This is a genomic window from Streptomyces sp. NPDC060027, from assembly GCF_042737005.1.
Classification (GTDB): Bacteria; Actinomycetota; Actinomycetes; order Streptomycetales; family Streptomycetaceae; genus Streptomyces.
Window position 1 is genome coordinate 76,705 of sequence record NZ_JBHWVI010000005.1, and the last position, 26,970, is coordinate 103,674.

The following is a 26,970-nucleotide window of genomic DNA, read 5'->3' on the forward strand; positions in this document are numbered from 1 at the left end:
CACTTGTGCACTTATGTCGGAAACCAGCTCGCCCATCCGGAGCCATGCGGCCGGACCGGCATGGCGCCCCCTCGGCGCGGCGGGGGCGCCGCGCGTGATCCCCGGGCCCGGTGCGGGCGCGGCGGCTCGTAGCGTTCGGTGACGCGCGCCGTGGCCGCCGCACGGTCGGAGACGTGTGTCGCGTGACCGGCACTCACCCCGGAACGAGGCCAGGTCCGGGCATCCGCGCCGATCTCGGTCATCGGCCCCGGCGGCGTCGAACAGGCCCGATCGGGGTCGACATGATCATGGGTGCCTCGTCCTGAAGCCTGCGGCTGTGGACAACTCATTGCCTCAGGAACCCATGTCGTATCGTCGAGAGCGCGAGCCGAAGACAACCGCCGACGAGTCGCCCGAGTCCAGCCGGGCGACGCCGACGGCCGAATGGGAGGAGCCCCCGTGACGCAGCAGGTCCCGTCGACCGAGCCCGAGCTCGGCGGAGTGCGCAACTTCCGCGACGTGGGCGGACTGCCCACCGCGGACGGCCGACGAGTGCGCTACGGGCACCTGTTCCGCAGCGGCCACCTCGCGCACGCCACGGAGGAGGACGCCGCGTTCCTCGCCTCCCTGGGGCTCCACACGATCTTCGACTTCCGCAACGCCGCGGATCAGAAGCTGGAGGGCCCGGACGTCGAGCTGCCGGGCGTGCGGAACGTGAATCTGCCCCTGTCCGACCCGGCCGACGGCAGCGAGTTCTGGAAGATGGTCCGCGACGGCGACCTGGACCAGCTGCACGCGATCCTCGGCGACGGCAAGGGCGCGAACCGCATGATCGGCTCGTACCGCAGGATCATCAAGGAGCGCACGGCCGAGCACTCCCAGGTGCTGCGCGCGATGGCCGAGGACAGCGTGCCCGCGCTGATGCACTGCGCGGCCGGCAAGGACCGCGCCGGACTGTCCATCGCCATCACCCTGCTCGCCCTCGGTGTCGAGCAGGACGCGATCGTGGCCGACTACCTGGAGTCGAACGCCGCGCACCGCCGCTACAGGGTGCACCGCACCAACTCCTCGGCCTCCGCGTACTCCCCCGAGATCATGGAGCTGCTCAGCCCCCTGTTCGACGCGCGCGCGGAGTACCTGACGGCCGCCTTCGAGGCGATCGAGGAGACCTGGGGCAGCGTCGACGTCTACCTGGAGCAGGGCCTGGGCATGACGCCGGAGCTGCGGGAGCGCCTGCGCGAGCGACTGCTGGACTGAGCCGCGCGCCGGGCCCGGGCACGTCCGCCGGTTCCCCGCGCCGGGCCCGGGCGTCGGCCTGTCCCGCGCGCCCGGCCGGTGCGCTACTGGTTCTGCGCGCCCAGCGTGAAGAGCAGGTAGATGAAGGCCGCGAAGAGGTGGCCGACGGCGACATAGATGATCAGCCGCACCCACAGGGCGCGCGGGAACTTCTCCTCCATGGAGGGCCGGCGGGGTTCCGTGGGTTCGGTCATGACGTCTCTCCCGAGGTGGGGTGGGCGGTCGCCGGGCCGAGGCACAGCGCGGCGACGGGGCTCTGCAAGAGGGTGTGTACGAAGAGGAGCTCGGCCCCGTCGCGCTCGACGGCCGCGATGCGGTGCGGGGTGAGCGAGTCGAAGTGGGCGCTGTCCCCCGGCGCGAGCACGTGCGCGGCGTCCCCGAGGCGCAGCCTGAGCCGCCCCTGGAGAACATACAGCCACTCCTCGCCGGGGTGGACGCGCACGATGTCGCCCTGCGAGCCGTACGGGACGTGCACGCGCAGCGCCTGCATGCCGCGGCCGGCCGCGCCGGCCTGCCAGTAGGTCCAGCCGCCCGCCGGGGCCGGGTCCATGTCGGCGGCCCGCACGATCGCGTCACGGTCGGCGACCGTCTCGCCGAGCAGTTCGGAGACCGTCGTACCGTAGACGCGGGCCAGCGTGAGCAGCATCGGCAGCGAGGGCTGGCGCTGCCCGGTCTCCAGACGGGAGAGATGGGCTGGTGAGAGTCCCGCGGCACGGGCCGCGGCCTCCAGGGTGAGGGAGCCGGCGCGGCGCAGCGCGCGGAGCCGGGGCGCCACGGCGTGCAGCTCGTCGGACGGCTCGTCGACCGTCCCTGGATCGGTGCTCATAGGTCCATTGAGCCCGATGATTGCCTCCGAGGCAATTTTCTTGCCCCAGAGGCAAAGAGTCCGGCCCCTTCTCCGTCGGCCCGCCGGTGAGGGCGGGCCTGGCGGGCCTCAGCGGTTCGCCACCGCCTGCTTCACCAGCGTCTTCCCGAAGTCCCACATCAGCCCGCCGCCGCTGTGCGCGTCCTCCATGACCGCGGTGAAGGCCTCCACGAACCGGTCGACATCGTGCTCGTCGATGACCAGCGGCGGGATCAGCTTGATCACTTCGAGGTGGTCGCCGGAGACCTGGGTGAGGATGCGGTGCCGCTGGAGCAGCGGGACGACGACCATCTGTGCGAACAGGCCCTTGCGCGCGGCCTGCAGCATGGTCCAGCGGCTGCGCAGTTTGAGCGACTTGGGCCGGCCGAATTCGATGCCGATCATCAGGCCCCGGCCGCGTACGTCGCTGAGCAGCTCGTACCGGTCGATCAGCGCGGCCAGCCGGGACCTCAGCTGCTCGCCGGTGACCCGGGCGTTGGCGACGATCTGGTCGTTCTCCATGACGGAGAGCACGGCGAGGCCCGCCGCCATGGCCTGCGCGTTGGAACCGAAGCTCGCCGAGTGCACGAGGACCCGGTCCATCGAGGAGTAGACCTTCTTGAAGATCCAGTCCTTGCCGAGGGTCGCGCCGACCGGCACATAGCCTCCGGAGAGCGCCTTGGCCACGCACACCAGGTCCGGTTCGACGCCCTCCTCGTGCTGGTAGGCGTAGAAGTCCCCGGTCCGGCCCAGGCCGGTCTGCACCTCGTCGGCGATGAGCAGGGCCTTGTGCCGGTGCAGCAGTTCCTGGGCGGCGCGCAGGTAGCCGGGCGGGGCCTCGTGGACGCCCTTGCCCTGGATCGGTTCCACGATCAGCGCGGCGACGTCGCCCTTCTTCAGCTCCCTGGCCAGGGCGTCGAGATCACCGAGCGGGACGGCGGTGTCGGGCAGCAGCGGTGCGAAGCCGTCGCGGAAGCCGTCCTCTCCGTTCACGGACAGGGAGCCGGTGGTCAGTCCGTGGAAGGCGTGCGAGCAGTACAGGATCCGCGGCCTGCCGGTGGCGTACCGGGCGAACTTCAGCGCGGTCTCGACCGCTTCCGTTCCGCTGTTGCCGAAGAACACCCGGTCCAGGTGCGGGCTGTGGGCGAGCAGTCGCTCCGCGAGCAGACCCGGCAACGGCTGGCAGTCGAAGCGGGTGAGGTCGGCGAGCGAGGCGTCGAGGACGTCGTGCAGCGCCTGCCGGACGACGGGGTGGTGGCGGCCGAGGCCCATCACCCCGAATCCGGCGAGCATGTCGAGGTAGTCGTTGCCGTCGGCGTCCCAGAAGTGCGCGCCCTCGGCCCGCTCGTAGACCTTGTCGAATCCGATGGTGTGCAGCATGCGCGGGAGCTGGTGGTTCAGGTACTTCGAGTGCAGCTCGTAGCGCTCGGCTCCACGCTCGGCGAGGAGCGCGCCGAGGTCGAACTCCCCCTTCTCCGCAGGGTCGGTCATTCCTTCTTCTCCTTGGACAACTCATCCTCGGCCGGCACGTCGGCGGCCTTCGACAGCTCGTGGGCGGCCTTGGACCGCTCGTCCTTGACCGCCAGGCCGGCGCTGATCCGCCCGGCGATCTCCACGGGCGTGAGCCCGATGTCGGCCAGCACCTCGGCGCGCTTGGCGTGCGCGAGGAACTGCTCCGGGATGCCGAACCGCCTGACGGGCACGTCGACTTCGGCGTCCCCGAGGGCCAGCGCGACGGCCGCGCCGACGCCCGACGCCCGGCTGTTGTCCTCGACGACGGCGACGAGCCGGTGCTCGGCGGCGAGCGGCGGCAGCGCCGGGTCGACGGGCTTGACCCAGCGGGGGTCGACGACGGTGCAGCCGATGCCGCGGGCCTCCAGCAGGTCGGCTGCCTGGAGGCAGACCGGGGCCATCACCCCCACGGCGACGAGCAGCACCTCGGGGCGCTCGCCCCGGTGCAGGACGTCGAGCCCGCCCACGTGGTCCACCGCGGGGATCGCGGGGCCGACCGACTCCTTCGGGAAGCGGATCATCGTCGGCGCGTCGTCGACGGCGACCGCCTCCCGCAGCTGGGCCCTCAGCTGGTCGGCGTCGCGCGGCGCGGCGATCCTGAGGCCGGGCACGACCTGGAGGATCGACATGTCCCACATGCCGTTGTGCGAGGCGCCGTCGACACCGGTGATCCCGGCCCGGTCGAGGACGAAGGTCACGCCGCAGCGGTGCAGGGCGACATCCATGAGGAGCTGGTCGAAGGCCCGGTTGAGGAAGGTCGCGTAGACGGCGACGACGGGGTGGAGACCGCCGGTCGCGAGTCCGGCCGCGGAGACCGTGGCGTGCTGCTCGGCGATGCCGACGTCCCACACCCGGTCGGGGAACCTCTCGGCGAACTTCCCGAGCCCCACAGGATGCAGCATGGCCGCCGTGATCGCCACGACGTCCGCGCGCTCCTCGCCGATCCGGACGATCTCCTCGCCGAACACGGAGGTCCAGGAGGGGCCGTTGGACGGTGCGAGAGGCTCGCAGGTGAGCGGGTCCATCACCCCGACCGTGTGGAAGTGGTCCTCCTCGTGGGCGAGCGCGGGCTCGTAGCCACGGCCCTTCTCCGTCAGGCAGTGGATGAGCACGGGCCCGTGGAAGCGTTTCGCCCGGCGCAGGGCGGACTCCACGGCGCCGAGGTCGTGGCCGTCGATCGGTCCGACGTATTTGAGCCCGAGGTCCTCGAACATGCCCTGCGGCGCGAAGGCGTCCTTGAAGCCCTTCTTCGCGCCGTGCAGGGACTCGTAGATCGTGTGGCCGACGACGGGGGTGCGCAGCAGGACGTCCTTGCCCCAGGCGAGGATCTGCTCGTAGCTGTCGGTGGTCCGCAGGGTCGCGAGGTGGTTCGCGAGGCCGCCGATGGTCGGCGCGTACGAGCGTTCGTTGTCGTTGACGACGATGATCAGAGGCCGGTCCTTGGCGGCGGCGATGTTGTTCAGCGCCTCCCAGGCCATGCCGCCGGTGAGCGCGCCGTCGCCGATGACCGCGACGACGTGGCCCTTCTCGCCCTGCACCTGGCGGGCCTTGGCGAGCCCGTCCGCCCAGCCGAGCGCCGTGGAGGCGTGGCTGTTCTCGATGACGTCGTGCTCGGACTCCTCGCGCGAGGGATAGCCGGACAGGCCGCCCTTGCTGCGCAGCTTGGAGAAGTCCTGACGTCCTGTCAGCATTTTGTGTACGTAGCTCTGATGGCCGGTGTCCCACAGGATGCGGTCCACGGGCGACTCGAAGACCCGGTGGAGGGCGATGGACAGCTCCACCACTCCCAGGTTGGGTCCGAGGTGACCGCCGGTCCTGGCGACGGCGTGCACCAGGAACTCCCTCACCTCTTCGGCCAGTTCACCGAGTTCCGCCTCGGACAGCGCCTTCAGGTCGCGTGGTCCCCGGATGTTCTCCAGAATCGTCACGTCGGGCCCCCTCTCGGTCCGTGCTGATCAGCTCACGGTGACGGCCGGTTCTCCGGACACGACGCCGTCCTTCTCCATCTGCTCGGCGATCTTCATCGCCTCGTCGATGAGGGTCTCGACGATCTTCGACTCGGGGACGGTCTTGATGACCTCGCCCTTGACGAAGATCTGCCCCTTGCCGTTGCCGGAGGCGACCCCCAGATCCGCCTCCCGCGCCTCGCCGGGACCGTTGACGACGCAGCCCATGACCGCGACGCGCAACGGGACCTCCATTCCCTCCAGACCGGCCGTGACCTCGTCGGCCAGCCTGTACACGTCGACCTGGGCACGCCCGCAGGACGGGCAGGAGACGATCTCCAGGCGCCGCTGCCGCAGCCCCAGCGACTCCAGGATCTGGATGCCGACCTTGCACTCCTCGGCGGGCGGCGCGCTCAGGGAGACCCTGATGGTGTCGCCGATGCCCTCGGAGAGCAGCGCCCCGAACGCCACGGCCGACTTGATGGTCCCCTGGAACGCCGGCCCGGCCTCGGTCACGCCGAGGTGCAGCGGATAGTCGCACTGGGCGGCCAGCTGCCGGTAGGCGTTGACCATGATCACCGGGTCGTTGTGCTTGACCGAGATCTTGATGTCCCGGAACCCGTGCTCCTCGAAGAGCGACGCCTCCCACAGCGCCGACTCCACGAGCGCCTCGGGCGTCGCCTTCCCGTACTTCTCGAGCAGCCGCCGGTCGAGCGAGCCGGCGTTCACCCCGATACGGATCGGGATCCCGGCGTCCTTCGCGGCCCGCGCGATCTCCTTCACCTTGTCGTCGAACTGCTTGATGTTCCCGGGGTTCACCCGCACCGCCGCGCAGCCCGCCTCGATCGCCGCGAACACGTACTTCGGCTGGAAGTGGATGTCCGCGATCACCGGGATCTGCGACTTGCGGGCGATGGTCGCGAGGGCGTCCGCGTCGTCCTGCGTGGGGCAGGCGACGCGGACGATCTGACAGCCGGACGCGGTCAGTTCCGCGATCTGCTGCAGGGTGGCGCCGACGTCCGACGTACGGGTCGTGGTCATCGACTGCACCGACACGGGCGCCCCGCCCCCGACCGCCACCGGTCCGACCTGGATCCGCCGCGAGACACGGCGCTCCGCGATCGGGCGGACCGGCACTTCGGGGAGGCCCAGGGAAACGGCGGTCACGACGTCACCCGCGGCTTTCCGTGAAGGTCTCGCGGGCGGCCCGGATCGACTCCTTGAGGGAGCCCATGGTAGCGAGGACCGCGGTCGGCTCGTAGCCGCAGTGCGCCATGCAGTTGGCACACCGGTCGTCCTTGCCTCGGCCGTAGGAGTCCCAGTCGGTCTCCTCCAGGAGCTGCTTGTACGTCTGCACGTACCCGTCGCTCATCAGATAGCAGGGCTTCTGCCAGCCGAAGAGCGAGTAGCTCGGGATCGCCCACGCGGTGCACGGGAAGTCGACCTTGCCCTCCAGGAAGTCCAGGAAGAGCGGGCTCTGGTTGAGCCGCCAGCGGCGCCGGTTGCCGCCCGCGAAGGCCTTCTTGAACAGCTCCCGGGTCTGCTGGACGCCGAGGAAGTGCTCCTGGTCGGGGGCCTTCTCGTAGGCGTAGGCGGGCGAGAGCATCATCTCGTCGACCTTCAGGTCGTCATTGAGGTAGTTGAGCACCTCGATGATGGTCTGCGGGGTGTCGGTGTTGAAGAAGGTCGAGTTGGTGGTGACCCGGAAGCCGCGGCGCTTGGCCTCCTTGATGGCCGCGACCGCCTCGTCGAAGACCCCTTCCTTCGCGACGGACTCGTCGTGCCGCTCACGCAGCCCGTCGATGTGCACGGCCCAGGCGAAGTACGGCGAGGGCTTGAACTTGTCCATCTTCTTGCGCAGCAGCATCGCGTTGGTGCAGAGGAAGACGAACTTCTTCTTGGCCACCAACTGCCGGACGATCTCATCGATCTGAGGGTGCATCAGCGGCTCGCCACCGGCGATGGACACCATCGGCGCACCGGATTCGAGGACTGCTCCCACGGCCTGGGCCACGGGCATGCGCTGCTTGAGCACACCCGCGGGATGCTGGATCTTGCCGCAGCCCTCGCACGCGAGGTTGCACGCGAAGAGCGGTTCCAACTCGACGAGCAGGGCGAACTTGTCCCGCTTCCTGAGCTTCTGTTCAAACAGGTACGCAGCGACCTTCATGGACTGCCGAAGCGGCATGGCCATACGGCTCACCTCCGAGGGAGCAACAAAGAACGGTGCCATTCAAAGAAAGCGGGAAGCACGGCACGAAGAACGCGGAAAGCCGATATTCCACCGCGCACTGTGCCAATACGGACGAGTTCATGTTCTGGAGCATCCACGACCACCCGTACGGCCGCAACGGGACGCGGCCCCGTGCGGACCGCGCCGAGCAGGGTGGCCGCGGACTCCATGTCGACGGCGATGGCGCCGGTCGCGAGCAGATCGGAACGCTCGTGACCGCGGACGACGTGATCGGAGCCGGTGAGCGGCCCCGTGTGGACGGTGCGGCCGGGAACGGCGCGCACGAGTTCCTTGACCAGGAGATCGGTGCCCACGCACGGCGTGGTGCCGCTCGGGTCCCGGGTCTCCTCGGCGACGACCAGGTCACCGGGGTGCATGCCCGGGGCGAGCCCCGCGCAGAAGCCGGTGGCCAGCACGGCAGCCGCGGTCAGCGCCGGGTCGGCGAGCACCCGGGTGACCGACCGGTCGGCGGCCTTGGGCCCCATGCCCGTACGCAGCACGGTGACCGGCCCGCCGGCGCCGCTCCGGTCGCCGATGCGCAGGGCGAGGTGCTCGATGCCGAGCGCGCAGGCGATCAGCAGCGGGGCCGGTGCGGGCGGCCTGTCCATCAGCCCCCCTCGGCCGCGGAGAAGGGCTCTCCGTGGACGTAGCGACCGAGCGCGGTGAGCGGGAAGACCTGCCGGTAGAGGTGATAGTTGATCGAGAAGTCCCACGGGAAGCCGGTCCCCGTGAAGTACGGCTCGTCCCAGGAGCCGTCGGACAGCTGGGTCTCCGCCAGCCAGACGACCCCGCGCTCCACCGCCTTGGAGTCGCCCTCCCCCGCGGCCAGCAGGGCGAGCAGCGCCCAGCCGGTCTGGGAGGCGGTCGAGGCGCCGCGCCCGCTCCACCCGACGTCGTCGTAGGAGCGCATGTCCTCGCCCCAGCCGCCGTCGTCGTTCTGCACGGCCTCCAGCCAGGCCACGGCCCGGCGGATCGCCGGGTGCGAGCCGGGCAGCCCGGCCGCCACGAGAGCCGGGACCACCGACCCCGTGCCGTACACGTAGTTGACACCCCAGCGCCCGAACCAGGACCCGTTCGGCTCCTGGTTGGCGAGCAGCCATGCGATGCCCCGGCGGGTGCGCGGGTCGTGCGCGAGCCCCTCCACCGCCAGCATCTCCACCACGTGCGCGGTGACATCCGCGGACGGCGGATCGATCACCTCCCCGAAGTCGCAGAACGGCAGCCGGTTGGGAAAGGCGCTGGTGTTGTCGACGTCGAACGCGCCCCATCCGCCGTCCTTGGACTGCATGCCGAGATTCCAGCGGACCCCGCGTCCGATGGCGTTCTCGACGCGGTCCGGGTCGTGGTGCCGGACGCGGCGCAGCGCGAGGACGACCTCCGCGGTGTCGTCGATGTCGGGGTAGTTGTCGTTGTGGAACTCGAACGCCCACCCGCCGGGCGGCAGTTGGGGCCGCTTGACCGACCAGTCGCCGGGCCGGACGATCTCCTCCCCGAGCATCCAGTCCGCGGCCTTGACGAGCTGCGGATGGTCGGCCGGCACCCCGGCGTCGGCCAGCGCGATGGTCGCCAGGCAGGTGTCCCACACCGGCGACTGGCACGCCTCGATCATCCGGGCACCGTCCTCGCGCCACACGGCGAAACGGTCCAGTGAGGCCAGCCCCTCGCGCATCACCGGGTGTTCGAGGTCGTAACCCAGCAGATGGAGGGCGATGACCGAGTAGACGGCGGGCGGCTGGATGCCTCCCCAGCAACCGTCGTTCTCCTGGCGCTCGATGATCCAGCGGGCCGCCGTGTTCATCGCCGCCCTGCGCAGAGCGCGCGGCGCGACCTTGCGGTACTGGTGCAGCGCCTTGTCCAGGCGCTGGAAGGCACCGTCCCAACTGGCCACCCGGGCAAGGCGCTTGGCCGGGTTGGGATGGCGTGGATCGGTGTGCAGCTCGTCGAGCGGGAACGGCGCGGGCCGCACCGGACGCTTCGCCGAGACGATGGTGAGCGGCACGATCGTCTGCCGCGCCCAGCAGCCGAAGTCGTAGATGTTCAGCGGCATCCACTTGGGGAAGTAGATGAGCTCCGGCGGCAGTTCGGGCAGGTCGTCCCACTTCCACCAGCCGAAGAGGGCGAGCCAGATCCGGGTGAAGACACGGGCCGCGGCGAGGCCGCCGCGCTCGCGGATCCACGCGGACGCCTTCGCCATGTGCGGCTCGTCCGGGGCGTCCCCGGCCAGCCGCAGGGCGACGTACGCCTCGATCGTGGTGGAGATCTCGCCCGGACCTCCGTAGAACGAGGCCCAGGTGCCGTCCTCGCGCTGCTCGCCGCGGATGAACAGCGCGGCGCCGCGGGTGGTCGGCTCGTCGCGGATTCCCAGGAACTGACGGAGAAGCAGGTCCTCGGCGTCCATGGTGACGTTCGTCTCGAGGTCGCCCTTCCACCAGCCCTGGGCGTCCTGCCGCGCGAGCAGGAAGTCCGTGGCACGCTCGATGGCGCGCGTGGCGGCGTCTCGGGTCTCGACTGTCCCGGCCGCCTCGGGCGTCGTCTCGTGCTGGGTTTCGCTGGCCGAGGCAGCGCGGGGAGGCAGAGCCCCGGTGCTTCCGTCGGTCGTCGCTGTCATGGCTTCCCCTTCGTGCAGTGGTACGTCTCTGCTGTGGGTCCGCCGTCGGCCGGTGCGTTCGTTCGGATGGATATCCCCCCGCTCGAACGAGGTTCGAAGCTTGGGAAAGGCACCGGCCGGCGACTACGCGAGGTTTATTCGACCGATAACGATCATCTCTTTCGTACGACGACGAAGTCGGCGAGCGCCACGAGCTGGGCCCGTACGTGTTCGGGCATCGGAACGGCGTCCAGCGCCTCGATGGCGATCGCGTGCTGGCGGCGCGCCTCCTGGGCGGTCCACTCGCGGCCGCCCGCCTCCTCGATGAGCGCGGCGCGCGCGGCGAACTCCTCCTCGGAGAAGTTCTCGAAGTCGCTGGCCTTGGCGTCCTCGGCGAGCAGGTCACCGAGCCGCTCCGAGGCGGGACCGCCCGCGGCGAGCGCGGCCACGACCGGCAGGGACTTCTTGCGCTGGCGCAGATCGCTCCAGGTCTGCTTTCCGGTGGCCTCCGGGTCGCCCCAGATGCCGAGAAGGTCGTCGACGGCCTGGAAGGCGAGGCCGAGGTGGTAGCCGTACCGTTCCAGCGTGTCGGCGGTGAGGTCGTCGGCGCCGCCGAGGACCGCGCCGATCGAGCAGGCGCAGGCGAGCAGGGCGCCGGTCTTGTTGCCCTCCATCTCCAGGCACTCCTCGACGCTGACGCGGTCGCGGTGCTCGTAGGAGATGTCCTGGGCCTGGCCGTCGATCAGGGCCCGGGTGGCGGTGGTCAGACGCCGGGTGGCGCGGCCGGCCTCGACGGTGCCGAGCTCCAGGAGGACCTCGTTGGCCAGCGCGAACAGGGCGTCGCCGACCAGGATGGCCTGGGCGGGGCCGTGCACCTTCCACACGGTGTCGCGGTGGCGGCGCTGCTCGTCGCCGTCCATCAGGTCGTCGTGCAGGAGCGAGAAGTTGTGCACCAGCTCGACCGCGACCGCGCCGGGGACGCCCACCTCGGGCTCGGCACCGGCGGCCTGCGCGGAGAGCACGGCGAGCGCGGGGCGCACCGCCTTGCCGCCGTCGCCGTCCGCGGGGTTGCCCTCGGCGTCGATCCAGCCGAAGTGGTAGGCGGCGACGGTGTCCATGGGCGCCGCCAGACGGTCGACGGCCGCCTTCAGCACCGGTGTGGCCAGGGTCCGGCCGCGCTCCAGGAGCGCGGTCACGTCCACCGCGTCGGCAGCCGCTTCGGCCGGGGGCACAGTGGGCACAATCTCTCCTCTTGTTGCGGTACCGGGGGTGCGGGGGCCCGCGATGCTCCGGTCGAGCGTCATGCCGCCTCCTCGAAGACTCCGAGAAGGTGGTCGCGGGGCCGGCCCAGGGCGTCCAGCGCGGCGCCCGCCGCGACGACGCCACTGCGAACCGCACTCTCCATGGTCGCGGGCCACCCTGTGGCGGTCCACGCTCCGGCCAGGTACAGGCCGGGGGCCTTGGTGCGGGCACCGGGCCGCAGCCGCCCGACGCCCGGGGCGGGAGCGAACGTCGCGGTGCGCTCCCTGGTCACGAAGAAGTCCTTCACCTCGGCGCCGCGCGCACCGGGCAGCAGCCGCTCCAGCTCCGGCAGATACCGCTCCCGCAGCGCGGAGACGGGCTTGTCGATCTCGTCCTGCGCCGCCGACTGCGACAGGGCCAGGTACTGGCCCTCCCGGAGTCCGGACGCCTCGGTGCGGTCGAAGACCCACTGCACCGGGGAGCCGAGCGCGGCGAAGAACGGCGCGGTGAGGACCTTCCGGTCGTAGACGACGTGGATGTTGAGGATCGGCGCGGTGCCGATCTCCAGAAGCCGCTCGGGGGCGTCGAGCGCACCCTCCGGCAGCAGATCGTGGGCCTCGCGCTGGGGTACGGCCAGCACGACGGTGTCGGCCTCGATGCGCTCGCCGGGAACCTGAACGCTCCAACGTCCGTTTTCGTAGGAGGAGATGGAGGTGACGCGTGTACGGATCTCGGTACGCACGCCCGCGGAGTCGAGCGCCTTGCGGGCGAGGGTGTCGTGCAGTTCGCCCAGCGGGACGCGCGCCCAGCCGATGTCGGCCGCGCCCGGGTCGGACAGCAGACCCGTCTTGAACACCATCGCGGCGAGCCCGAGCGAGGAGTCCTGGGCCACCGCGTTGAGGGTGGCGACCCCCACGAGGTCCCACAGTGCTTCGACGGCACGTTCCGACTGACCGTGCCCGGCGAGCCAGTCGCCGAAGTTCTGCGCGTCGAGTGCCGGATCGGTGAGATCCAGGCCCTTGAGCGCGAGCGCGGCACGGCCGACGTTGGCACGCTCGGCGAGCGACAGATGTTGATACGTCGCGAGGCTGCGCGCCAGATGCAGCGGCACGGGCAGAGCGCTGCGGCCGATTCTGCCGAGCCGTCGTCCGGGAGCCGCCTCCGCGTCGAGAACGGGCACGTCGAGACGATCCTGCAGGGGTGCGAGCGAGGTTCCGTCGACGCGGTCGAGGAACCAGCGGTAGGCGGTGCAGCAGCGCAGATAGACGTGCTGTCCGTTGTCCACGGTGAGCGCGCCGCGCTGGAAGGAGAACGCGAGACCGCCGAGGCGCGGCCGGCCTTCGAGCAGCGTCACCCGCAGCCCGGCGTCGGCCAGCGCGAGCGCGGCGGTGATCCCGGCGAGCCCGCCGCCGATCACCACGGCGGTGGCCCGGCCGGAGTCGTCCGTGGACTCGACCTCGCTCATCGTGCACCCTCCCCTGCGGCCCCGCCGTGTTGATTGAACGATGCACGGCAGGCCGTTGCAGTCAGGGACGCCGCCCGGCTCCGGAGGGTTGCGTGCCGCTTTTCTCCGGTGGAGTCACCTTGGCCCATATTGTCCATCAGACGCGCCTCCGGACGGTACGGCGGGAGGCGTGCCGGGCGTCCAGACCGGAGAGGCCGCGCACGGCGACGTACGCCTTCTCACGGCCCGGCAGCGAGACCCGGCCGCGCAGCACGGCCTCCGGCTCGCGCTCGATGCGGTCGAGGAGACGCCGGTAGATGCCCGCCATGGCCGCGACGCACGCCCCGCTGCGCCGGTCCAGCATGGGCAGCAGCCGGTAGCCCTCGGCGAAGAGGGCGCGGGCCCGGCGTACTTCGAAGTGCACGAGCCCCGCGAAGTCGGAGCCCGGCGGCGGAGTCGGCCCGTCGAACCCGGCCGAGCAGCCGAACTTGGCCAGGTCGTCGGCGGGCAGATAGGTGCGCCCGCCCTCGGCGTCCTCGCGGACGTCCCGCAGGATGTTGGTGAGCTGGAGCGCGAGCCCGAGCGTGTCGGCGTACTCCGGCGCGCGCTCGGCGCCACGCGCCCCCGGTTCGGTGCCGAAGACCCCGAGCGAGAGCCGCCCGATCGCCCCGGCCACGCACCGGCAGTAGACCTTCAGGTCGTCCCAGGTCTCGTACGCCTCGCCGCGTACGTCCATCAGCACGCCGTCGATGAGTTCGTCCAGGCCCGCGAGGGGTACCGGGAAGTACTCGGCGGTGTGACTGAGGGCGACGGCGACCGGGTCGGTGTCGTCCTCGTCGACGGTGCCCGCGCGGACGCGGGCGAGCACGGCCCGGGTCTCCTCGAGGCGCACGGCCTTCACGTCCGGCGCCAGCGTGCCGTCGCCGATGTCGTCGACGCGTCGCGAGAACGCGTAGAGCGCCGACATCGCACGGCGCTTGGGCGTCGGCAGAAGCCTGATGCCGTACGCGAAATTACGGGCCTGCTGACCGGTCACTGCCTCGCAGTAGCTGTACGCGGCGAGTACCGGTGCGGACACGTGCTGTTCCGACTCCACGGTCCGGATCACCCCTCTCCTCGCAGAGTCACTCCCACCTCGCGCAGCAACTGGAGCTTGCCGGGCTTGGGCGGGCCGGGAAGTACGTCGTATTCGGCGGCGGCAATCGCACGGATTGCCGCCCTTCCCCCCGCAACGAACCCCGCGAGCAGCAGTTTCAGCCTGCCGTGGACGCTACCCACGAGGGGGGTGCCTTCATTCAGGAGGTTCAAGGCGCGTTCTGCTTCGTATGCAACCAGTGCTCGCACCGATGCGCCTGCTGTGAGGACGGCAAGGTCCGCTTCGACGACATGAAAACGTTTCATGTCCTCGGCGGGCAGGTAGACGCGGTCGCGGCCGAGGTCCTCGGCGACGTCCTGAAGGTGTTCGACGATCTGCAGCGCCGTGCACACCGCGTCGGAGTGGCGGACCCGCTCGGGCGTGGACGTTCCGGTGACCGAGAGGACCAGGCGGCCGACGGGGTTCGCGGAGAGTTCGCAGTAGGCGAGCAGATCGTCATAGGTCTCGTACCGCTGGACCAGCTGGTCCTGGCGGTTGGCCGCGATCAGGGCGAGGAAGGGCTCGGGGGTGAGGCCCGCGCGGCGGACGGTGGGCTGGAGCCGGCTCAGCAGGGGGTGGCGCGGGGCCGAGTCGAACACACGGTGAAGATCGGCTTCGAGGGCGTCCAGGAGGGCCATGCGGTCCTCCGCCCGGGCGGCCGGTACGCCGAGGAGGCGGGCGTCCGCCCCGCCGGGGGCGAGGTCGCCGTCACCGATGTCGTCGACGAGGCGGGCGAAGCCGTACACGGCCATCAGATCGTCGCGCCAGGCCCTGGGCAGGAAGAACGGGGCGACGGGGAAGTTCTCGTCCGCGGCTTTGTCGAGGGTGCCGCGCACCGGATCACCGGTGCGGACCGTCCCGGCTTCGGTCACCGCTCGCCGCCCGGCGCGAGGACGGCACACGCATCGCGGAGCTGGAGAGTCACCGTAGCCATTGCCGTCACATCTCCCGTTCTACACTGCCGACCCAACACTGCCCATTTCGGACACGCCGCCCGGAGATCCGCACAGCGCGACGGTGCCGGGTGTCGCGTATTATCGCCCTACTTGCCGCGATTCAGCACCGGTACAGCTTACGTTGTACAACGCGGCACAGTCCGTCGGGGTGTCCTGCACATCACAACAACACACCGATTGGCGTCAAGATTCCTAAGGCCGACGGGAGTTGGCGTTTCCTTTGCAGACGCAGGGCCCCGCCGGAGAGTTCCGGCGGGGCCCTGGGCGAAACGGGCTACTTGCCCGTGAACTTCTCGTACTCCTTGAGGACCTCATCGGTCGCTCCGTCCATGCGCAGCTCGCCGCGCTCCAGCCACAGGACCCGGTCGCAGGTGTCGCGGATCGACTTGTTGTTGTGACTGACCAGAAACACCGTGCCCGCGCTCTTGCGCAGCTCGCGGATGCGGGCCTCGGACCGCTTCTGGAAGGAGCGGTCGCCGGTCGCGAGGGCCTCGTCGATCATCAGGACGTCGTGGTCCTTGGCCGCCGCGATGGAGAACCGGAGCCGGGCCGCCATTCCGGAGGAGTAGGTCCGCATCGGCAGGGTGATGAAGTCGCCCTTGTCGTTGATCCCGGAGAACTCGACGATGCCCTCGTAGCGCTCCCTGATCTGCTCGCGGGACATGCCCATCGCGAGCCCGCCCAATATGACGTTCCGCTCGCCGGTCAGGTCGTTCATCAGGGCGGCGTTCACGCCGAGCAGCGAGGGCTGGCCGTCGGTGAAGACCTTGCCCTTCTCCGCGGGGAGCAGGCCGGCGATGGCTCGCAGGAGGGTGGACTTGCCGGAGCCGTTCGAACCGATGAGGCCGATGGCCTCGCCCCGGTACGCGGTGAAGGAGACGCCCTTGACGGCGTGCACCTTGCGCACTCCGCGCTCCTCGCCGCGCTTGAGGATGCGGCTGAGGGCGGCGGTGGCGCTGCCCTTGCCGGTCTTGGCGCCGTTCACGCGGTAGACGATGTGCAGTTCGTCCGCGATGACGGTCGGGATGTGCGACCTCTTCTCGGTCTCAGCCACGGCCGTACCTCTCTTCAGCCTTCCAGAAGTACACGAACCCGCCGACGGCCGCGACCACGGCCCAGAAGACGGCGATGCCCCACACGTGCGGCGGCAGGTTGGACGAGCCGTAGCCGTCGATGAGCGCGAAGCGCATCAGGTCCATGTAGACGGCGGCCGGGTTCGCCTGGAGCGCGCGGGCGATCCATTCGGGGCGGCCGGCGAGCATGGTGCTGATGGAGAACATGACGCCGGAGGCGTACATCCACGTGCGCAGGATGAACGGCATCAGCTGCGCGAGGTCCGGTGTCTTGGCGCCCATCCTCGCCACCATCAGCGCGAGGCCGGTGTTGAAGAGGAACTGCAGGAACAGCACCGGGAGGATCAGCAGCCAGGACAGGCCCGGGTAGCTGCCGAAGGCGATCACCACGATGAACAGCACGATCATCGAGAAGAGCAGCTGCTGGAGCTGCTGGAGGGCGAACGAGATCGGCAGCGAGGCGCGCGGGAAGTGCAGCGCGCGCACCAGTCCGAGGTTGCCCGAGATCGCCCGGACGCCCGCCATGATCGAGCTCTGCGTGAAGGTGAAGACGAAGACGCCGGTCACCAGGAACGGGATGTACACGTCGTTCGACATACCGCGGTTGGCCTTCAGGATCAGGCCGAAGATCAGGTAATAGACGAACGCGTTCAGCAGCGGCGTCGCCACCTGCCACAGCTGGCCCAGTTTGGCCTGGCTGTACTGGGCGGTGAGCTTCGCCTGCGAGAAGGCGAGGATGAAGTGCCGCCGGCCCCAGAGCTGACGAACGTACTCGACGAGCCCGGGCCGGGCACCGCTGACCGCGAGCCCGTACTTGGCGGCCATCTCGGCCGCGGAAAGCCCGTCATCGGGCGACGGTCGGTCGCTCACCGCGACTCCGCCGTCATGCGTTGTCTCACTCACAAGTGGAAACTTTCGTCTTCAAGATGCACACAGCCGGGTCGGGCTTGGGCATGAGCCGGGGACCGGGTACGGCCCGAATGCTCTCAGAATCGAGCTTGTCAGATGACGGGAGGTCGGCCCAGTCGAGTCAGCCGCCACACCGTACGCCACTTCATGGGACTGCGGGGTCCGCACGGACTGGTCCAGCCTTCCCTGAATCCGCCGAACCAGGCACGCAGGGCCGCTCGCGAGGGGCGGCGCAGAAGTGTCAGGAGCATCCAGACACCGAGGTAGACCGGGACGAGCGGCGCGGGCAGGTTGCGGCGTGCGAGCCAGACGCGGTTGCGGGCCACCATGCGGTGGTACACCGCGTGCCGCGAGGGGGCGGTCGTCGGGTGGTACAGCACCATGTCGGACCGGTAGTCGATCATCCAGCCGGCGTCGAGGGCCCGCCAGGCCAGATCGGTCTCCTCATGGGCGTAGAAGAAGGCGTCCGGGAGCCCGCCGACCTCGGCGAGGACCTTCGTGCGGACCGCGTTGGCGCCGCCGAGGAACGTGGTGACGCGCGAGGAGCGCATCGGGTCGGCGGCGCGCAGCCTCGGGACATGGCGGCGCTGGGTCTCGCCGGTCTCGGGGTCGGCGATGCGGAAGCTGATGATGCCGAGGTCCGGGTCGTCGGCGAAGGCCCGGCGGCACAGCTCGGCCGTGTCGTGGCGGGCCAGCAGTCCGTCGTCGTCCAGGAAGAGGAGAACGTCCACGTCGGTGCCGCCGGGGCCGAAGGCCTCGATACCGACGTTGCGCCCGCCGGGGATGCCGAGGTTCTCGGGCAGCTCGACCGTGCGGACGCCCGCGGGGACGTCCGGGACGGGTGAGCCGTTGCCGACGACCACCACCTCGACGCGGTCGCCGTCCTGCTTGGCGACGGAGTCGAGAAGGGCCCGGAGTTCGTCGGGACGGTTGCCCATGGTGATGATCACCGCGCCGACCTTCGTCGCCGTACTCACTTGAGCCTGCTCGAAGCGAGGATGGACACGAGGTGCAGCACCGTCTGCAGGATCGCGATGCCGGCGAGCACGGCGGTGCCGAGCCGGGTGAAGAACAGGTCTCCCCTGATCTGGTCCGCGATCGCGAGGACGAGGATCAGCAGGGAGGCCTCGATACCGAGGACCAGCCGGTGGAACTTGAGGGCCGCGGCGGCCCTGCGGGCCAGCGCCACGCCCGAGGAGCGGGGCTCGGAGGCGGACTCCTTGACCGGTGGCAGGCCGCCCTGATGGCGGGCGACGCCGACGAGATCGGTCTCGGCCTTGATCAGGATCGCGCCGAGGGCGGCCAGTGTGCCGAGGAAGGCCCACAGCCAGTCGACGCTGCCCGTGCCCCACAGGTCGGCGGCGCGCAGACCGAGGCCGACGAGGACGGCCGCGTCGGTCAGGTAGGCGCCGACGCGGTCGAGGTAGACCCCGCCGAGGGAGTACTGCTTCTTCCAGCGCGCGACCTCGCCGTCGACACAGTCGAGCAGCAGATACAGCTGGACCATCACCACGCCGAGCACGGCGCCCGCGATCCCCGGCACCAGCAGTGCCGGGGCCGCGAGCACGCCGCACAGGGTCATCAGGTACGTGAGCTGGTTGGGCGTGATCCTGGTGTTCACCAGGTAGCGGTCGCAGCGCAGCGAGATCTCTCGCATGTACAGGCGTCCCGCCCAGTGCTCACCGCTGCGCCGGTCCTTCACCCCAGGGGGGTGAACGACGGGGCGGAGTTCAGCTACTGATGGCCTTGGCATAGTCGGAGTAGATGTCCTTGATCTGGTTGGGTTTCAGGTCGAGGTGCTCGAGGATCGTGTAGCGGCCGGGCCGGGTCCGCGGAGCGAACTCCACGACCTGCACGAACTCGTCCACGGTGAAGCCGATCTCCTCGGGCAGTACCGGCAGTCCGTGCCGGTGCAGCACCTCGGCCATGAACGCCGCTTCCTCGTGCGCCCCGCGCATGTACATCGCGAAGGCCGCGCCCAGGCCGCACTGCTCGCCGTGGCTCGCGGCGCGCTGGGGGAAGAGGAGGTCGAAGGCGTGGTTGATCTCGTGGCAGGAGCCGGAGGCCGGGCGGGAGTCGCCCGAGATCGACATCGCGACGCCGGTGAGGACGAGCGCCTCCGCGAGCACCTGGAGGAAGCCGTTGTCGCCGACACCGCCGGGGTGCCGGAGCACGGCCTCGCCCGCCTGGCGCGCCATGGCGGCGGCCAGCCCGTCGATCTTCTCTCCGTTGACCCGGTTGGCCAGCTCCCAGTCGGCGATCGCGTTGATGTTGGAGATCGCGTCTCCGATGCCCGCCCGGACGAACCGGACCGGCGCCTCACGGATCACGTCGAGGTCGATGAGCACGGCGATCGGGTTCGGCACGCCGTACGAGCCGCGGCCCGCGTCGTTGTCGAGGGTGGCGACCGGCGAGCACAGACCGTCGTGCGCGAGGTTCGTGGGCACGGCGACCAGGGGCAGCCCGATCCGCGCCGCGGCGAACTTCGCGCAGTCGATGATCTTGCCGCCGCCCAGGCCCACGACGGCGTCGTAGTGCCCGGACTTCATGTCGCCGGCCAGCCGGATCGCGTCGTCGAGCGTGCCGCCGCCGACCTCGTACCAGGTGGCGCCCGGCAGGGTCGGGGCGATCCGCTCGCGCAGCCTCGCGCCCGAGCCGTTGCTGACCGCTATGGCCAGCTTGCCCGAGTGCGAGATGCGCTCGTCGCTGAGCACGCTCGCCAGGTCGTCCAGGGCACCCGGACGGATGTCGACGACGACCGGCGAGGGGATGAGCCTCGTCAGTACTGGCACGCGATCTCACGTCCCTTGGCCAGGTCGTCGTGGTTGTCGATCTCGACCCACTTGACCTCACCGATCGGCGCGACGTCGATCTGGAAGCCGCGGTTGACGAGCTCCTGGTAGCCGTGCTCGTAGAACTGCTGCGGGTCCGTCTCCCAGACCGTCTTCAGGGCGTCGGCCAGCTCGTCGGCGGCGGCACCCTCGATGAGGGTCACGCCGATGTACTCACCGGTGGCCTCGGACGGGTCCATGAGCTTGGTGATCTTCTGGACGCCCTTGTCGGGGTCCACGACGACCTTCATCTCCTCGTCGGCGAGCTTCTTCACCGTGTCGAGGGCGAGGATGATCTTCTTGCCCTCGCCGCGGGCGGCGAGCAGCGTCCGCTCGACGGAGACCGGGTGCACGGTGTCGCCGTTGGCGAGTATGACGCCGTCCTTGAGGGCGTCACGGCCGCACCACAGGGAGTAGGCGTTGTTCCACTCCTCGGCCTTGTCGTTGTCGATGAGCGTGATCTTGAGGCCGTACTTCTCCTCAAGGGCCGCCTTGCGGTCGTACACGGCTTCCTTGCGGTAGCCGACGATGATGCCGACCTCGGTCAGACCGATCTCGGCGAAGTTGCCGAGGGTCAGGTCCAGGACGGTGAGGGAGTCCTCTGCGCCCGCGGGGCCCACCGGCACGAGAGCCTTCGGGAGGCTGTCGGTGTAGGGGCGCAGACGCCGTCCGGCGCCGGCTGCCAGTACAAGGCCGATCATGCGGGTTCTCCTTCATCGTGTACGGCGGGCGCCCCGGTGGACACCCAGAAGCGGATGCTCTCGGCGAGCACCAGTAGGGCGACGGCCACGGCGAACACCGTGAGCGCGACCTTGAACTGTGAGGCGGCGAGCAGCGCGGCCAGGACGGTGACCAGCAGCGTCCTGCCTTCGTGCCCGCCGATCGCCCGCACCAGCCAGTGCGGGGGGGCTCCGGCGTTGCCGCGGATGCGGTACACCGTGTCGTAGTGATGGTAGGCGACCGCGGCCACCAGGCCGAAAGCCGCCGGGAGCGCTCCGTTCACGTCGGCGTTGGCCGCCAGGACCAGAACGGTGAGGTACTCGGCCGCGCGGTAGAACGGCGGCACCAGCCAGTCGAGGGCGCCCTTCAGGGGCCTGACCAGGGCGACCGGCGACAGCAGGACGTACACGGCGGCACCCAGGACGGGCCACCAGCTGCCGTAGGGGGCGAGTGCGGCGGACGTCACGACGATCGCCCCGGCCACGAAGGCGACAGGAGCCGGGCCGATCCGCGGGAGGCGGCCGGCGAAACGCGTCAGGTACTCGGCGAGCGGGCCGGAGTCGGTGAGGTCCACGAGCGCTCGGGCGGCGCGGTCCGTGCGGCGCGCCTTGCGGGTCAGCGAGCGCAGCACCCGGCCCGCCGTGGTGTAGGTGGCCGCGAAGGCGCAGCCGGCGAGCAGCGCGTAGAAGGTGATACGGGGGGTCGTCAGCGCCGTGAGAACGGCGATCATCGCCCATCGTTCGCCGATGGGCAGAACTATCATCCGGCGCACCCAGACCGTCCAGCCGACGCTGTCGAGCTTGCCCGAGAGGGCGGCGGTGGGGCTGGTGTTGGCCTCGGCGTCGTGGTTCGCCTCGTTGAAGGAGAAGTCCACGACGTGCCGGCAGGTCTGCAGGATCATCGCGCCGAGCGCGAGCGCCCATACGTCGTCGCCGCCGCGGGCCGCGCCGAGCGCGAGGCCCGCGTAGTAGGCGTACTCCTTGGCGCGGTCGAAGGTCGCGTCCAGCCAGGCGCCGAGCGTCGAGTACTGGAGGGAGTAGCGGGCGAGCTGTCCGTCCGTGCAGTCCAGGACGAAGGAGAACAGGAGCAGCAGCCCGGCCGCGACGAAGCCGAGGCGGGTGCCGGTGGCGGCGCAGCTCGCGGCGATCAGCGCGGTGATCAGCGAGGCGGTGGTGACCTGGTTCGGGGTCAGACCGCGGCGGGCGCACCAGCGGGCGATGTAGCGCGAGTACGGGCTGATGCAGTACGTGGTGAAGAAGCCGTCGCGGGCCTTGACGGCGCTGCGCAGCCGTACGGCCTCGTCGTCGACGGCCAGCACGGACTGCCGGACCTCGTTGTGCTCCTGCGGATCGGCGGGGACGGCGGCGACGAGGCTGCCGAGCTCGGGGCGGTGGACGGCGAGGCCGTCGGCGTCGAGATCCGCGCCGAGGCGGTCGACGAGGTTCTCCGTGGTGACGGCCACACCGCCCGCGGCGCCGGCCTCCTGGGCCATGGCGCGGGCCAGCGCCCGCCGGGCCTCGGGCTGCACGGATACGGCGCCGGGCAGTGCGGAGGCCGCGAAGCGGGGGTCGGTGAGGCCGAGGCGCAGGGCGTGTACGTGGCCCACGAAGCGGGCGTCGACGACGGCTACCCGTTCGTTCGCCGGCGCGGCGGCGAGGAGTGCCTCGGTCTCGCCCGTGTCAGAGGCGAGCCGCACGTCGAAGCCGAGTGACCGCAGATCGCCTTCGAGCGACGATCCGGGGACCGGCTGGCCGGTGAGGATGGCGGTCGACAGCGAACTCACTCCCTGAATGCTGGCGCGGCCTGACGCCTGGCGTGTACGTGATGGGATGGCCCCGGCCCGCGGCGGCGGGCCCGGCGGCATGTCGGCAGAGGGTATCCGATGAACGGAAGACAGCGTTCACCGCCCGTTCACGGCCCGATCAACCGGTTTTGCCTTGCAGACACCGCGATCATCATCGGGGATTCCGGGCCCGGGTCACAAACCCGGGTTCACAGACCGGCGCATTCTCGGCACGGTGCGCAGCACGCCCCTCACCCCCGGGAGCGGGGCACGGCGGACGCCGCGCGGGACCGGCATAGGGTGGTGCTCCATGACATGGCTGATCACAGGCGGAGCCGGATACATCGGGGCACACGTGGCCCGGGCGATGGCGGAGGCCGGAGAGCGGGTCGTCGCCCTCGACGACCTCTCGTCCGGGATTCCGAACCGGCTTCCGGAGAGCATCCCGCTGGTTCAGGGGTCGTCGCTGGACGGGGATCTGCTCAAGCGGGTCCTGGCGGAGCACGCGGTGACGGGCGTCGTGCACCTCGCCGCGCGCAAACAGGTCGGTGAGTCCGTGGCCGAACCGACGCGCTACTACCAGGAGAACGTGGGCGGTCTCGCGACGCTCCTGGAGGCGGTCGCCGGGGCGGGCGTCAAGCGCTTCGTGTTCTCCTCGTCGGCGGCCGTCTACGGCAACCCCGATGTGGACCTCATCACGGAGGGCACTCCCTGCGCCCCGCTGAGCCCCTACGGCGAGACGAAGCTCGCCGGCGAGTGGCTGGTGCGGGCGGCCGGCCGGGCGCACGGCATCGCCACCGTGTGCCTGCGCTACTTCAACGTGGCGGGCGCGGCCTCGCCGGAACTCGCCGACACGGGCGTCTTCAACATCATCCCGATGGTGTTCGACCGCCTCACCCGTGACGAGGCCCCACGGATCTTCGGCGACGACTACCCGACGCCGGACGGCACCTGCGTGCGCGACTACATCCATGTCGCCGACCTCGCCGAGGCGCATCTCACGGCGGCCCGGCGGCTGGCGGACGGTGCGAGCGGTGATCTGACGGTGAACATCGGCCGCGGCGAAGGGGTCTCCGTGCGGGAGCTCATGACGCTCGTCGCCGAGGTCACCGGGGACACCCGGCAGCCGCTCGTCGAGCCGCGCCGCCCGGGTGACGCCCCGCGCGCGGTCGCCTCGGCCGCCCTGGCGGCGGACGAGCTGGACTGGCGCGCGCGGCGCGAGGTGCGCGAGATGGTGGAGTCGGCCTGGCGGGGCTGGCTGCTGCACCACCCGGAGACCACCTCCGCGTGACCCTGCCGGTGCTCTGACCTGCTGTTCGTTTCCGCAGGTCAGAGCATATGACAACGGTGTTCAGTGCCGCGTTGCCCGGTACCCCCCGCCCGTAGTTCACTGTGACGACCGAGCGGAACACGGGAGGCGGCTTTCATGGGGGCTGGGCACGACCACGGGCACGCGCACGGCGCTCCCCCGACCGGTACGGCGGCAGCCGCGTACCGCGGGAGGCTGCGTGTCGCGCTGGCGATCACGCTCACCGTCATGGTCGTCGAGATCTTCGGTGGCCTGCTCGCCGATTCGCTGGCGCTCGTCGCGGACGCGGCGCACATGGCGACGGACGCGCTGGGGCTGGGCATGGCCCTCCTCGCGATCCACTTCGCGGCCCGCCCGCCGAGCGAGAACCGCACCTTCGGCCTCGCGCGGGCCGAGATCCTCGCCGCGCTCGCCAACTGTCTGCTGCTGCTCGTGGTCGGCGGCTATGTGCTCGTCGAGGCGATCCAGCGCTTCGTGACGCCCGCGGACACCGAGGGCGGACTGACCATCGTGTTCGGTGTGATCGGTCTGGTCGCCAACACGGTGTCGCTGACACTGCTGATGCGCGGGCAGAAGGACAGCCTGAACGTGCGCGGCGCCTTCCTGGAGGTGGCCGCGGACGCGCTGGGCTCGGTGGCGGTCATCATCTCCGCGGTGGTGATCATGACCACGGGCTGGCAGGCCGCGGACCCGATCGCCTCGATCGCCATCGCCCTGATGATCGTGCCGCGCACCTGGAAGCTGCTCCACGAGACGCTCGACGTGCTCCTGGAGGCGGCGCCCAAGGGCGTCGACATGGCGGACGTACGCGCCCACATCCTGGCCCTCGACGGTGTCGAGGACGTCCACGACCTGCATGCCTGGACCATCACCTCGGGCATGCCGGTCCTCTCCGCGCACGTGGTCGTCAGCTCCGACGTCCTGAACGCGATCGGGCACGAGAAGATCCTTCACGAGCTCCAGGGCTGCCTGGGCGTCCACTTCGACGTCGAGCACTGCACCTTCCAGCTGGAGCCGAGCGGACACGCGGAACACGAGGCGAAGCTCTGCCACTGACGGAAATCCGGAGGCGGCACCGCGGCGCCGCCTGTTAGCGTGGCCGGCGATCCCTGGAGGTGGGTTGATGACGGCCGCTCTCGGCGCTGCCACGCGCAGCGATCTCGTCGTCCCCGTTTCCCGGGCCCGGGGCTGACCCGCCGTTCCGGCGACGCGTCGGCCGGGCCCCTCATCAAGGGTTTCCACGTTGACCGAACACATCTCCGGTGACAGCACCGGTCACAGCGCTGTCTGGCGCACCCGCCGGGAGACCTCCGCCGACTTCGCGGAGGTGTACGCCGTCACCGCCGCCGCCTTCGAAAGGGCGGAGGAGGCCGATCTGGTGGACGCGCTGCGCGCCGACCCCGGGGCGTGGCTGCCCGGCCTGTCGTACGTCGCCGAGGCACCGGACGGCACGATCGCGGCGTACGCGCTGATCACCCGCTGTCACGTCGACGGCGTCCCCGCGGCCGCGCTGGCGCCGGTCGCCGTCCGCCCGGACCGGCAGCGCCGGGGCGCCGGATCGGCTGTCGTACGCGCGGTGCTGGAGGCGGCACGCGCGCGGGGTGAGGAGCTCGTCCTCGTCCTCGGGCATCCCGGGTACTACCCGAGGTTCGGTTTCGGGCCCGCCGCCGCCTACGGCATCCGGCCCGGATTCGACGTGCCGTCCGAACACCTGATGGCCCTCGTCCTCGACGATTCCGTGTCGGTGGCACCGGGCACGCTCAGGTATCCGGCGGCTTTCGGCGTCTGACCCACGTCGGCCGCGTGACCCGCCCCGGGGCTTCCCTGGGCGGGACATGCGGGAGCCGCGAAGTGCCGGGAGTGCCGGTTTCGTACGGCAGACTGGGGCTTGAAGACCGATGCGAAGGATGGGTATGCCGATCACACCTGCCACCGCGACGCACAGTTCGTCGAACGGCACCGTTGAAGCGATCTTGCTGGAACTGGTCGACGAGGACGGCAACACGATCGGTACGGCCGAGAAGCTCGCGGCTCATCAGGCCCCGGGGCAGTTGCACAGAGCGTTCTCGGTGTTCCTCTTCGACGAGCAGGGCCGACTGCTGCTGCAGCAGCGCGCCCTCGGCAAGTACCACTCCCCCGGTGTGTGGTCGAACACCTGCTGCGGCCACCCCTACCCGGGCGAGGGACCGTTCGCCGCGGCGGCCCGGCGGACCTACGAGGAGCTCGGGGTGTCGCCGACCCTGCTCGCCGAGGCGGGCACGGTCCGTTACAACCACCCGGACCCGGACTCGGGCCTGGTGGAGCAGGAGTACAACCATCTGTTCGTCGGGATGGTGCAGTCGGCGCTGCGGCCCGACGCGGAGGAGGTCGGCTCGACGGCCTTCGTGACCGCCGCCGAGCTGGCGGAGCGGCACGCGAAGGACCCCTTCTCGGCGTGGTTCATGACGGTGCTGGACGCCGCCCGTCCGGCGATCCGGGAGCTGACGGCCCCGTCCGCGGGCTGGTAGGCCGGTCTCTACACACCCGGAGCGAGCGGCAGGGCGGCCCAGATCACCTTGCCGCCGCTCGCGGTGTGCTCGACGTCGCACACGCCGCCGTACTCCCTGGTGACCTCACGCACCAGCAGCAGGCCCCGGCCCCCGGTCTGCCCGTGGTCGGCCTCCAGGGCGGTCGGCCGGTAGGGGTGGTTGTCCTCGACGGACACCCGCACCCACTCGGCGCCGACCGCGACCTCCACCGCGAGCATCGGCGACAGAACCGCCGCGTGCTTGACGGCGTTCGTGACCAGTTCGGACACGATCAACAGCAGTCCCTGAACGAGATCGTCCGAGACCGGTACCCCCTGGCGGACCAGCAGATCACGGACGGCGTGCCGCGCCTGCGGCACCGAGGCGTCGACGGCGGTGGCGGTGAACCGCCACACCCCCTCGTACGGCAGCGGTCCCGGCGATCTGACGCCGGAGGTCGTGCCTCCGCCTTCAGGGCTGGGGTCGGACCCCGGCCCGGGGTTCTCCATCGTCCGGTCGCCACCCTTGCGCTCGATTGTCACCACACATTGAGTGTTGGTAATGCGCCGGTCCGTACCGGTTGACTGAACAGAAGTCAGCAATTATCGATAATTTCTGATCGTTTGCGTATGACACAGTCAGTTCTACGACAGCTCCTGTCCAC

At 70.4% G+C, this 26,970-nt stretch carries 26 protein-coding genes; 5 read left to right on the forward strand and 21 right to left on the reverse strand.

Annotated elements, in window-relative coordinates:
* Nucleotides 1-438: 438 nt before the first annotated feature.
* Nucleotides 439-1,236, forward strand: a complete 798-nt coding sequence (locus ACFWBT_RS02680; RefSeq protein WP_385694922.1) for a tyrosine-protein phosphatase — start codon at nucleotides 439-441, stop codon at nucleotides 1,234-1,236.
* A gap of 83 nt (nucleotides 1,237-1,319) precedes the next feature.
* Here the strand turns inward: ACFWBT_RS02680 and ACFWBT_RS02685 are convergent, their stop codons facing one another.
* The 20 genes from ACFWBT_RS02685 to ACFWBT_RS02780 all read right to left on the reverse strand — a co-directional run bounded on the left by ACFWBT_RS02685 (nucleotide 1,320) and on the right by ACFWBT_RS02780 (nucleotide 22,481).
* Complete coding sequence (locus ACFWBT_RS02685) at nucleotides 1,320-1,436, reverse strand: DUF6126 family protein (protein WP_356166334.1); 117 nt, start codon at nucleotides 1,434-1,436, stop codon at nucleotides 1,320-1,322.
* Between the two features lie 29 nt (nucleotides 1,437-1,465).
* Entirely contained in the window at nucleotides 1,466-2,101 is a 636-nt protein-coding gene (locus ACFWBT_RS02690) for a helix-turn-helix domain-containing protein (protein ID WP_385694924.1), read from the reverse strand.
* Nucleotides 2,102-2,209: 108 nt separating this feature from the next.
* Complete coding sequence (locus ACFWBT_RS02695; protein WP_385694927.1) at nucleotides 2,210-3,610, reverse strand: aspartate aminotransferase family protein; 1,401 nt, start codon at nucleotides 3,608-3,610, stop codon at nucleotides 2,210-2,212.
* The gene (gene dxs, locus ACFWBT_RS02700; protein WP_385694930.1) at nucleotides 3,607-5,559 is read right to left on the reverse strand and encodes a 1-deoxy-D-xylulose-5-phosphate synthase; all 1,953 of its coding nucleotides are present in this window, start codon (nucleotides 5,557-5,559) and stop codon (nucleotides 3,607-3,609) included. The genes ACFWBT_RS02695 and dxs overlap by 4 nt, the downstream gene beginning before the upstream one ends.
* Before the next feature lie 27 nt (nucleotides 5,560-5,586).
* Entirely contained in the window at nucleotides 5,587-6,744 is a 1,158-nt protein-coding gene (ispG, locus tag ACFWBT_RS02705; RefSeq protein WP_385694933.1) for a flavodoxin-dependent (E)-4-hydroxy-3-methylbut-2-enyl-diphosphate synthase, read from the reverse strand.
* A 4-nt stretch (nucleotides 6,745-6,748) separates the two neighbouring features.
* Nucleotides 6,749-7,771: an adenosyl-hopene transferase HpnH gene (gene hpnH, locus ACFWBT_RS02710; protein WP_261706226.1), complete on the reverse strand. Its 1,023-nt coding sequence runs from the start codon at nucleotides 7,769-7,771 to the stop codon at nucleotides 6,749-6,751.
* Between the two features lie 5 nt (nucleotides 7,772-7,776).
* A complete protein-coding gene (locus ACFWBT_RS02715; protein WP_385694936.1) occupies nucleotides 7,777-8,418 on the reverse strand; it encodes a 1-hydroxy-2-methyl-2-butenyl 4-diphosphate reductase in 642 nt (213 codons plus the stop codon).
* A complete protein-coding gene (gene shc / locus ACFWBT_RS02720; RefSeq protein ID WP_385694939.1) occupies nucleotides 8,418-10,418 on the reverse strand; it encodes a squalene--hopene cyclase in 2,001 nt (666 codons plus the stop codon). Before shc ends, ACFWBT_RS02715 begins: the two co-directional genes overlap by 1 nt.
* 152 nt (nucleotides 10,419-10,570) lie before the next feature.
* Nucleotides 10,571-11,701: a polyprenyl synthetase family protein gene (locus ACFWBT_RS02725; RefSeq protein WP_385694941.1), complete on the reverse strand. Its 1,131-nt coding sequence runs from the start codon at nucleotides 11,699-11,701 to the stop codon at nucleotides 10,571-10,573.
* Nucleotides 11,698-13,104, reverse strand: coding sequence for a hydroxysqualene dehydroxylase HpnE (hpnE, locus tag ACFWBT_RS02730; protein ID WP_385694943.1), 1,407 nt, complete (start codon nucleotides 13,102-13,104; stop codon nucleotides 11,698-11,700). Before hpnE ends, ACFWBT_RS02725 begins: the two co-directional genes overlap by 4 nt.
* Nucleotides 13,101-13,241: a DUF6380 family protein gene (locus ACFWBT_RS02735; RefSeq protein ID WP_385694945.1), complete on the reverse strand. Its 141-nt coding sequence runs from the start codon at nucleotides 13,239-13,241 to the stop codon at nucleotides 13,101-13,103. Before ACFWBT_RS02735 ends, hpnE begins: the two co-directional genes overlap by 4 nt.
* On the reverse strand, nucleotides 13,241-14,191 hold the full coding sequence (hpnD, locus tag ACFWBT_RS02740) for a presqualene diphosphate synthase HpnD (RefSeq protein WP_385694948.1): 951 nt from the start codon (nucleotides 14,189-14,191) through the stop codon (nucleotides 13,241-13,243). The genes ACFWBT_RS02735 and hpnD overlap by 1 nt, the downstream gene beginning before the upstream one ends.
* Nucleotides 14,188-15,090 carry a squalene synthase HpnC gene (hpnC, locus tag ACFWBT_RS02745; RefSeq protein ID WP_385694951.1) on the reverse strand — a complete coding sequence of 301 codons (903 nt, stop codon included), beginning with the start codon at nucleotides 15,088-15,090 and terminating at the stop codon, nucleotides 14,188-14,190. The genes hpnD and hpnC overlap by 4 nt, the downstream gene beginning before the upstream one ends.
* A 358-nt stretch (nucleotides 15,091-15,448) precedes the next feature.
* A complete protein-coding gene (locus ACFWBT_RS02750; protein ID WP_385694954.1) occupies nucleotides 15,449-16,228 on the reverse strand; it encodes an ABC transporter ATP-binding protein in 780 nt (259 codons plus the stop codon).
* Nucleotides 16,221-17,150, reverse strand: a complete 930-nt coding sequence (locus ACFWBT_RS02755) for an ABC transporter permease (RefSeq protein ID WP_385694956.1) — start codon at nucleotides 17,148-17,150, stop codon at nucleotides 16,221-16,223. The genes ACFWBT_RS02750 and ACFWBT_RS02755 overlap by 8 nt, the downstream gene beginning before the upstream one ends.
* A 98-nt stretch (nucleotides 17,151-17,248) precedes the next feature.
* Entirely contained in the window at nucleotides 17,249-18,133 is an 885-nt protein-coding gene (locus ACFWBT_RS02760; RefSeq protein ID WP_385694958.1) for a glycosyltransferase family 2 protein, read from the reverse strand.
* The gene (locus ACFWBT_RS02765; protein WP_385694961.1) at nucleotides 18,130-18,909 is read right to left on the reverse strand and encodes a CDP-alcohol phosphatidyltransferase family protein; all 780 of its coding nucleotides are present in this window, start codon (nucleotides 18,907-18,909) and stop codon (nucleotides 18,130-18,132) included. The genes ACFWBT_RS02760 and ACFWBT_RS02765 overlap by 4 nt, the downstream gene beginning before the upstream one ends.
* Nucleotides 18,887-19,948, reverse strand: a complete 1,062-nt coding sequence (locus ACFWBT_RS02770) for an iron-containing alcohol dehydrogenase family protein (protein ID WP_385694964.1) — start codon at nucleotides 19,946-19,948, stop codon at nucleotides 18,887-18,889. The genes ACFWBT_RS02765 and ACFWBT_RS02770 overlap by 23 nt, the downstream gene beginning before the upstream one ends.
* On the reverse strand, nucleotides 19,936-20,688 hold the full coding sequence (locus tag ACFWBT_RS02775) for a sugar phosphate nucleotidyltransferase (RefSeq protein ID WP_385694968.1): 753 nt from the start codon (nucleotides 20,686-20,688) through the stop codon (nucleotides 19,936-19,938). The genes ACFWBT_RS02770 and ACFWBT_RS02775 overlap by 13 nt, the downstream gene beginning before the upstream one ends.
* Nucleotides 20,685-22,481 (reverse strand): DUF5941 domain-containing protein, encoded by a 1,797-nt coding sequence (locus ACFWBT_RS02780; protein ID WP_385695010.1) that lies wholly within the window; start codon nucleotides 22,479-22,481, stop codon nucleotides 20,685-20,687. Before ACFWBT_RS02780 ends, ACFWBT_RS02775 begins: the two co-directional genes overlap by 4 nt.
* Nucleotides 22,482-22,800: 319 nt before the next feature.
* Between ACFWBT_RS02780 and galE the strand changes: the two genes are divergently transcribed.
* From galE to idi, 4 genes are all read left to right on the forward strand, one after another.
* The gene (gene galE, locus ACFWBT_RS02785; protein WP_385694971.1) at nucleotides 22,801-23,781 is read left to right on the forward strand and encodes a UDP-glucose 4-epimerase GalE; all 981 of its coding nucleotides are present in this window, start codon (nucleotides 22,801-22,803) and stop codon (nucleotides 23,779-23,781) included.
* 135 nt (nucleotides 23,782-23,916) lie between these two features.
* Nucleotides 23,917-24,855, forward strand: a complete 939-nt coding sequence (locus tag ACFWBT_RS02790; RefSeq protein ID WP_385694974.1) for a cation diffusion facilitator family transporter — start codon at nucleotides 23,917-23,919, stop codon at nucleotides 24,853-24,855.
* A gap of 187 nt (nucleotides 24,856-25,042) precedes the next feature.
* Entirely contained in the window at nucleotides 25,043-25,588 is a 546-nt protein-coding gene (locus ACFWBT_RS02795) for a GNAT family N-acetyltransferase (RefSeq protein WP_385694976.1), read from the forward strand.
* Between the two features lie 124 nt (nucleotides 25,589-25,712).
* Nucleotides 25,713-26,306 carry an isopentenyl-diphosphate Delta-isomerase gene (idi, locus tag ACFWBT_RS02800; protein WP_385694978.1) on the forward strand — a complete coding sequence of 198 codons (594 nt, stop codon included), beginning with the start codon at nucleotides 25,713-25,715 and terminating at the stop codon, nucleotides 26,304-26,306.
* Between the two features lie 8 nt (nucleotides 26,307-26,314).
* Here the strand turns inward: idi and ACFWBT_RS02805 are convergent, their stop codons facing one another.
* On the reverse strand, nucleotides 26,315-26,815 hold the full coding sequence (locus tag ACFWBT_RS02805; protein ID WP_385695013.1) for an ATP-binding protein: 501 nt from the start codon (nucleotides 26,813-26,815) through the stop codon (nucleotides 26,315-26,317).
* Nucleotides 26,816-26,970 lie beyond the last annotated feature (155 nt).